Source organism: Affinirhizobium straminoryzae (genome assembly GCF_007004135.1).
GTDB lineage: Bacteria > Pseudomonadota > Alphaproteobacteria > Rhizobiales > Rhizobiaceae > Neorhizobium > Neorhizobium straminoryzae.
On the sequence record NZ_VJMG01000095.1, the window covers coordinates 1 to 7,082 of the forward strand.

8 protein-coding genes are annotated in these 7,082 nt (G+C 62.8%); 3 read left to right on the top strand and 5 right to left on the bottom strand.

The window, feature by feature from the left end; all coding sequences use genetic code 11:
- Positions 1-47 precede the first annotated feature (47 nt).
- A complete protein-coding gene (gene zigA, locus FNA46_RS24490) occupies positions 48-1,253 on the bottom strand; it encodes a zinc metallochaperone GTPase ZigA (RefSeq protein WP_143127857.1) in 1,206 nt (401 codons plus the stop codon).
- 89 nt (positions 1,254-1,342) lie between these two features.
- Complete coding sequence (gene znuA / locus FNA46_RS24495; RefSeq protein WP_143127858.1) at positions 1,343-2,347, bottom strand: zinc ABC transporter substrate-binding protein ZnuA; 1,005 nt, start codon at positions 2,345-2,347, stop codon at positions 1,343-1,345.
- Between the two features lie 98 nt (positions 2,348-2,445).
- Here znuA and FNA46_RS24500 point away from each other — a divergent pair, with 98 nt between their 5' ends.
- From FNA46_RS24500 to FNA46_RS24510, 3 genes are read left to right on the top strand one after another with little or no spacing between them, the layout of a single operon-like run.
- A complete protein-coding gene (locus tag FNA46_RS24500) occupies positions 2,446-3,363 on the top strand; it encodes an ATP-binding cassette domain-containing protein (RefSeq protein WP_143127859.1) in 918 nt (305 codons plus the stop codon).
- Positions 3,356-4,183, top strand: coding sequence for an iron chelate uptake ABC transporter family permease subunit (locus FNA46_RS24505; protein WP_143127860.1), 828 nt, complete (start codon positions 3,356-3,358; stop codon positions 4,181-4,183). Before FNA46_RS24500 ends, FNA46_RS24505 begins: the two co-directional genes overlap by 8 nt.
- A complete protein-coding gene (locus tag FNA46_RS24510) occupies positions 4,180-4,584 on the top strand; it encodes a Fur family transcriptional regulator (protein WP_143127861.1) in 405 nt (134 codons plus the stop codon). The genes FNA46_RS24505 and FNA46_RS24510 overlap by 4 nt, the downstream gene beginning before the upstream one ends.
- Before the next feature lie 21 nt (positions 4,585-4,605).
- Here FNA46_RS24510 and FNA46_RS24515 read toward each other — a convergent pair whose 3' ends face one another.
- Genes FNA46_RS24515 through FNA46_RS24525 form a run of 3 tightly spaced genes read right to left on the bottom strand, consistent with a single transcriptional unit; the run spans position 4,606 to position 7,079 of the window.
- Positions 4,606-5,859 (bottom strand): GGDEF domain-containing protein, encoded by a 1,254-nt coding sequence (locus FNA46_RS24515; RefSeq protein ID WP_143127862.1) that lies wholly within the window; start codon positions 5,857-5,859, stop codon positions 4,606-4,608.
- Entirely contained in the window at positions 5,856-6,383 is a 528-nt protein-coding gene (locus FNA46_RS24520; RefSeq protein ID WP_143127863.1) for a gamma carbonic anhydrase family protein, read from the bottom strand. The genes FNA46_RS24515 and FNA46_RS24520 overlap by 4 nt, the downstream gene beginning before the upstream one ends.
- A 48-nt stretch (positions 6,384-6,431) precedes the next feature.
- Positions 6,432-7,079 carry a fumarylacetoacetate hydrolase family protein gene (locus FNA46_RS24525; RefSeq protein ID WP_246103360.1) on the bottom strand — a complete coding sequence of 216 codons (648 nt, stop codon included), beginning with the start codon at positions 7,077-7,079 and terminating at the stop codon, positions 6,432-6,434.
- Between the last annotated feature and the right edge of the window lie 3 nt (positions 7,080-7,082).

Sequence of the window (7,082 nt, forward strand, 5' to 3'; positions counted from 1 at the left end):
CTGAAACACAAGGCCGCCGGTCATGCCGGCGGCCTTGTGTTTCAGCCTCAGGCAGCCCGCTGGCTCCAGCTGGCAAAGGGGTCCGGCAGGTCGCGCCAGCGGTCCGGCGTGAAACGGTCGGTCGGCATCAGGCAGATGTCGAGATGGTTGCGGATCCACTGCTCGTCCATCGGATCTGCCCCGATGAAGACGATTTCCTGGCGGCGGTCGCCCCAGACCGGATCGAGATAGCGGGCCAGTCCGGCGCGAAAGCCCTGGTCCTCTGGCCACTGTTCACGCGGCACGGCATCCCACCAGAGGCCGAGCTTCTGGGTGCGGATCAGCGCGCCGGCCTGTGAGATCTCACCGACATGGTAGGGGCGCGTGGCCAGCCAGAAGAAGCCCTTGGCGCGGATGACGCCCGGCCAGGACCGGTTGATGAAGGCATGCAGCTTGGCCGGATCGAAGGGACGACGCGCGCGGTAGACGAAGGAGCGGATGCCATATTCCTCGGTTTCCGGCACATGGTCGCGGAACCCGTGCAGTTCCTTGAACCATAGCGGGTGCGTCTCGGCCTTGGCGAAATCAAAAAGGCCGGTACCCAGAATGTCGCCTGAGGCGACATGGCCGAAATCCACCTCGATGATGCGCGCATCGGGGTTCAGCCCGGCAACGATCGCGCGGGCGGCAGCACGTTCTTCCCGCGTCGCTGTCGAAACCTTGTTCAGCACGACCACATCGGCAAACTCGATCTGCTCGACGAGAAGATCGACCAGCGTGCGGTTGTCGCCGTCGCCGGCGGTTTCGCCACGGTCGGCCAGGAAGTCGGCGGAGCCGTAATCCTTCAGCAGGTTTGCCGCATCCACTACCGTCACCATGGTGTCGAGACGGGCAACATCGGAGAGGCTTTCGCCGTTCTCGTCACGGAATTCGAAGGTGGCGGCGACCGGCAGCGGCTCGGCAATGCCGGTGGATTCGATCAGCAGATAGTCGAAGCGTTTCTGTTCTGCGAGCGCGCGGACTTCCTTCAGGAGATCGTCGCGAAGCGTGCAACAGATGCAGCCATTGGTCATCTCCACCAGCTGCTCCTCGGTGCGGGAAAGCTCGGCGCCGCCATCGCGCACCAGCGCCGCATCGATGTTCACCTCGCTCATGTCGTTGACGATCACCGCGACGCGCAGACCCTCGCGATTGGTCAGGATGTGGTTGAGAAGCGTCGTCTTGCCGGCGCCGAGAAAGCCGGAGAGAACCGTAACGGGAAGCCGCTGGTCCATGTCGAGGTCCTTTTTGTTATAACATAACATGTTTGGTTCAAGAAAAAGGCGGACCTGCCGCCTTGATCGCAGAGTGACGCTCGGCTGGATCAGCTGTCCTTGCCGAGGCAATCGTTGAGCGATGTCGCGATGGTGCGCATCAGTTCGAAATAGAGGTCGGGGCCTGCCTTCAGCGTCGCGCCTTCCGGATCCAGAACGCCGGACTTGGCGCGCGTGCCTTCGGTCACGACATTGATCAGTTTGGGCGTGAATTGCGGCTCGGCAAACACACAGGTCGCGCCAAGACCGGCAATCTTTGCCTTGATCTCCTTCAGCCGTTCGGCGCCGGGTGCGGTTTCCGGGCTGACCGTAATGGAGCCCGCCACCTTAACCCCGTAATGGTGCTCGAAATACTGGTAGGCGTCATGGAACACGATGAAGGGCTTGTTCTTGACCGGTGCAACCGTGGCGGCGATCTCGACATCCAGTGCGTCGATGCGCTTCAGCAGCGCGAGCGTGTTTCGGGTATAGATCGCCACATTGGCAGGATCGGCTGCCACCAGACGCGCCTCGATCTCTTTCACCATGGCCTTGGCATTTTCAGGATCGAGCCACAGATGGGTGTCGAAGCCCTCGTGGGAGTGCCCTTCGTGGGCATGTGCCTCATGCGCATCGTGGCCGTGATCGTCATGATGCGCCTCTTCGGTCACGTGGTCATGGCCCTCGCCCTGCTCGTCGCCGTCGTCATGCGCCTCGAAGGGGCCACCTTCGCGGAAGGTCAGCTTTTCGAGGCCCGGAGCATCGCCGAGCGCAACGACCATGGCCTTGCCGCCCAGTGCATCGAGCGGCTTGTCGAGAAACGCTTCCATGGTCGGGCCGACCCAGAAGACGATATCGGCATCCGCCACCGCCTTCGCATTGGAGGGCTTCATCGAATAGGTATGCGGCGAGGCAGCGCCATCGACAATCAGCGTGGGTTCTGCAACACCCTGCATGACCGAAGCCACCAGCGAGTGGATCGGCTTGATCGAAACCACGACATCGGGGGCGGCATGTGCCGCCGTGGCAACCACAAGGCTTGCCGAGGCGAGGAGGATGGCGGCGGGTTTTCTCATCCGGTCGCTCCTTGAATGTTGGTGTTATGTTATTACATCGGTTGTGTAACGCTATAACGTGTGTAATAGCAGAGGGCAACACCAGAACAGGAAATTTGATGTTGATGCCGTCCTCCGCCCGCCAGCAATCGCTGGTTTCGCTTGCCAATGCGGGCATCCGTCGGCAGGGTCGCTGGCTTGTGCGTGGTGTTGACCTGACCCTGTCCCGCGGCGAAATCGTCACCCTGATCGGACCGAACGGTGCCGGCAAGTCCACCACCGCGAAGCTTGCGATCGGCGTGCTGCGGCCCGATGAAGGATCCGTGCAGCGCGCGGACGGTCTTGCCATTGGCTATGTGCCGCAAAAGCTGTCGATCGACTGGACGATGCCGCTTTCTGTCGAGCGGCTGATGCATCTGACCGGCCGGCTGGCGGAAACCGATCTTGCGGCTGCGCTCGAGGCGGTCGGAATCCCGCATCTGCGCAAGGCGGAGGTGCAGCATTTGTCCGGTGGCGAATTCCAGCGCGCGCTGCTGGCCCGCGCCATCGCGCGCAAGCCCGATCTGCTGGTGCTGGACGAACCGGTGCAGGGCGTCGATTTCGCCGGCGAGACGGCACTCTACGGCCTGATCGGCGAGATCCGCAACCGCACCGGCTGCGGCATCCTGATGATCTCGCATGATCTGCATATGGTAATGGCCGGTACCGATACGGTGGTCTGCCTGAACGGTCATGTCTGCTGCCGGGGAACGCCGGCGGCCGTCAGCCAGAGCGACGATTATCGAAAGCTGTTTGGCGCGCCGGGTGCCGGACTTGCGCTCTACACCCATCGGCACGACCACACGCACCTGCCGGATGGCCGCGTGCTGCATCGGGATGGCAGCGTCACGGATCATTGCCATCCCGACGACGGGCATCATCATGGCCATCCGCATGCCCATGGGATCCATGACGGTCACGATCATCATCCTGGCCACGACCATGCGCATCACGACCCTCGGGACGCCGGGGCCGGGGAGGCGCACCGCCATGCTTGATGACTTCTTCGTCCGTGCGCTTCTGGCCGGCATCGGCCTCGCGCTGACCACCGGACCGCTCGGCTGCCTCGTCGTCTGGCGGCGTATGGCCTATTTCGGGGATACCATGGCGCATTCGGCCCTGCTTGGCGTCGCGCTGTCGCTGTTCTTCGAGATCAATCTGCTGCTCAGTGTGTTCGGCGTGGCGGTGGCCGTGTCGCTTCTGCTGCTCTTCCTGCAACGCCGGCAGGGTCTTTCGGCGGATTCGTTGCTCGGCATTCTCTCGCATTCCACGCTCGCCATCGGCCTCGTGCTGGTTGCCTTCATGTCCTGGGTGCGCATCGATCTCATCGCCTTCCTGTTCGGCGATATTCTCGCGGTCACCACCACGGATATCCTGCTGATCTGGCTGGGCGGCGCCTTCGTCGTCGGTTGCCTGGTGCTGCTGTGGCGGCCTCTGGTGGCCTCGACGGTCAGTCACGATCTTGCCGAGGCGGAGGGGCTGAACCCCGGCCGTGCGCGGCTGTTCTTCATGCTGCTGATGGCACTGGTGATTGCAATTGCCATGAAGATCGTGGGCATCCTGTTGATCACGGCGCTGCTGATCATCCCGGCTGCGACCGCCCGCCGCTTTTCGGCAAGTCCGGAACGGATGGCGGTGCTTGCATCGCTTCTTGGCGCGCTCGCGGTCGTCGGTGGATTGTTCGGCTCGCTTCAGGCCGATACGCCCTCCGGCCCGTCGATCGTGGTCGCCGCCCTTGCTCTCTTCATCGCAAGCCTTCTGCCTTCGCTCGGCAAGGGGCTTGCCCAGACCGCAAAGCCTGACGGAGAACGCCGATGAATGCACCGACGAACCTGACCAAGAACCAGGCACTGGTCTTTGACGCGCTGACGCGGGCCGAAGGCCCCATGAGCGCCTATACCATTCTGGACAAGTTGCGCGACCACGGTTTCCGTGCACCGCTGCAGGTCTATCGCGCGCTGGAAAAACTTCTGGAACTCGGGCTCGTCCATCGTCTGGAAAGCCTCAACTCCTTTGTCGCCTGCTCGCACACCACGGAAGCCTGCTGCCGTCATCACGGCACGGTGGCCTTTGCGATCTGCGAAAGCTGCGGGCAGGTCAGCGAGTTCCATGATCATGCGATCGACGATCGTCTGGCGCATTTTGCCCGCAGCAAGGGCTTCAAGGCGGAGAAGACCACGATCGAACTGCGCGGTCTCTGCAGCGCCTGCGCCGGCTGACAGGCTTTCTTTTCGCTGCCTTCACGCGGCGCTGGAGCCTGTGCAGGTCTGGTTGCGCCCGCGATGCTTGGCAATGTAGAGCGCGCTGTCGGCGGCCGTGATGAAATCCTCGATCGTGCCGCCGCTGAAGGGATAGGTGACGGCGAGACCGATGCTGACGGTGACCGGTTCACCGAAAAGCCCTGCCGTCGCCGTGAGGCTTGTCGCCGCCAGCGATGCATGAATGCGCTCTGCCACCAGATGCGCAGTGTCGATGTCGCAATCCTCCAGAAGCACGGCGAATTCTTCCCCCCCCATGCGGGCTGCCAGATCGCGCCCGGAGCGGATCGAGCCCGCCACCGCTTCAGCAACCCGCCTGAGACAGGCATCGCCGGCCGGATGGCCATAGGTGTCGTTGTAGCGCTTGAAATGGTCGATATCGATGATCAGTAGCGCCAGCGGCTCCTGTGTCGTCTCGGCCTTCTGCCAGGCGCGCTGCATCGTCTCGTCCAGCCGGCGGCGATTGGCGATGCCGGTCAACGTGTCGGTATAGGAGAAGGTGTTGAGGTCGCGGTTTTCGCGTCGGACTTCCTCGCCGCGCAACTGTTCGCGCAGAAGCACGAGGTAGAGGCGGCGCAGCGCCGTATCAAGCCGATGATTGGCCAGCAGGGTGATGATGCAGGTGATCGTAACGAAGATGACCGGAAGATGCGGTTCGCCTTGAACGAGCGGGCCGTAATTTGCCCGGAAGAGAGCGGTGATCACCACCGCGCCGACGCTGGCTACCGAAGCCATGACCACCGACAGCGGCAGGACGATGTTGACGATAATCACCATGAGCGCCATGCTGAAGGCGATCTGTGTTGGCGGCGAGCCGCGGATGATCAGCAGGATGTTGACGACCACGGCAATCAGCAGCATCGCGCCGGCGGTAATGCCGTCGCGCTTGCGGTGGTCGCGGACACGGTAGCTGAACCAGAACAACAGCGCGCAGGGAATGGTCACCACCACCAGCCGCAGGAACACCGCAAGCCAGATCTTGCCGGGATTTCCGATGTAATCGAGATAGGCACCGGTGTTGAAGACCACGAGGCACAGGCCGCCGCCAATATTGGTCTGCAGCCACTTCTGGCGGGCAATGTGGTTCTGGTAGATGCTTTCCAGCGGTTCGGGAAAACGAAGCCGCCACCAAGCCTCTGCCAGGCTGCGCTCGATGAGCGGCGCCAGCAGCTTGTCCTGCGGCAGCGCGCCGGCGATCTCGTCAGGCTTTGGCAGCGGAGCGTGTGGTTCCGTCATAGGGGCGTCAGGTCCGCCGCAAACCGCTTCCAGTTGGCACTGTAGTTGTCTGCCGACTGCCTGAGGCGGGCCACTGCCTCGTCGTCGAGCATGCGCACCACCTTGGCCGGCGCGCCGACGATCAGCGCGTTGTCGGGAAATTCCTTGCCCTCGGTGACCAGGGCATTGGCGCCGACCAGAGAGTTTCGGCCGATCTTCGCACCGTTCAGCACCGTCGCCCCCATGCCGATCAGCGAATTGTCGCCGATCGTGCAGCCGTGGATGATGGCGCCGTGACCGATGGTGCATCCGGCGCCGATCACCGTCGGGAACCCCCAGTCGGTGTGGATCACCGTGTTTTCCTGGATGTTGGTCGCGTTGCCGATGGTGATCCATTCATTGTCGCCGCGGATCGTCACGCCAAACCAGATGCCGACATCCTCGCCGATCTCCACCTTGCCGACCACATGCGCGCCCGGCGCCACCCAGAAACGATCCGGTGCCGGCGTTTTCGGTGAAAACTCTCCGAGGGCATAAATCGGCATTGTTCTCGCTTCTCCGCAACCAAGCCTGAACGCCTAGCAGTGCCAGCGTCACACCACCGATACTTCCAGCGTCGCGATGCCATCGACGCCGCAGGACAGCGTGTCACCTCGCAGGATGGGGCCGACGCCAGCGGGCGTTCCGGTCATGATGACGTCGCCCGCAGCGAGCGTAAAGAGCTTCGAAAGTTCTACCACGATCTCCGGCAGTTTCCAGATCATCTGGTTGAGGTCGCCGGACTGCTTTCGCACGCCGTTGACGTCGAGGAAGATGGCGCCTGTCTGCGGATGGCCCACCCTGGAGGCCGGGACAAGCGCCGAAACCGGCGCCGATGCCTCGAAAGCCTTGGCCGCTTCCCAGGGGCGCCCGGCCTTCTTCAGCCCGTCTTGCACATCGCGGCGGGTGAAATCGATGCCGACACCGTAACCCCAGACACAGTCGAGCGCCTGTTCGGCAACAATGTTTTGCCCGCCGGCCTTCAATGCCATCACCAGTTCCACCTCGAAATGGACATTGCTGGACAACGGCGGATAGGGAAAGCGCCCGTCGGTCACCAGATTGTCCGGGTTTTTCTGGAAGAAGAAAGGCGGCTCGCGGGAGGGATCGTGCCCCATTTCGATGGCATGGTCTGCATAGTTGCGGCCGACGCAATAGACCCGCCGCACCGGAAAGACGGCATCCGACCCTGCCACCGGCAGGGT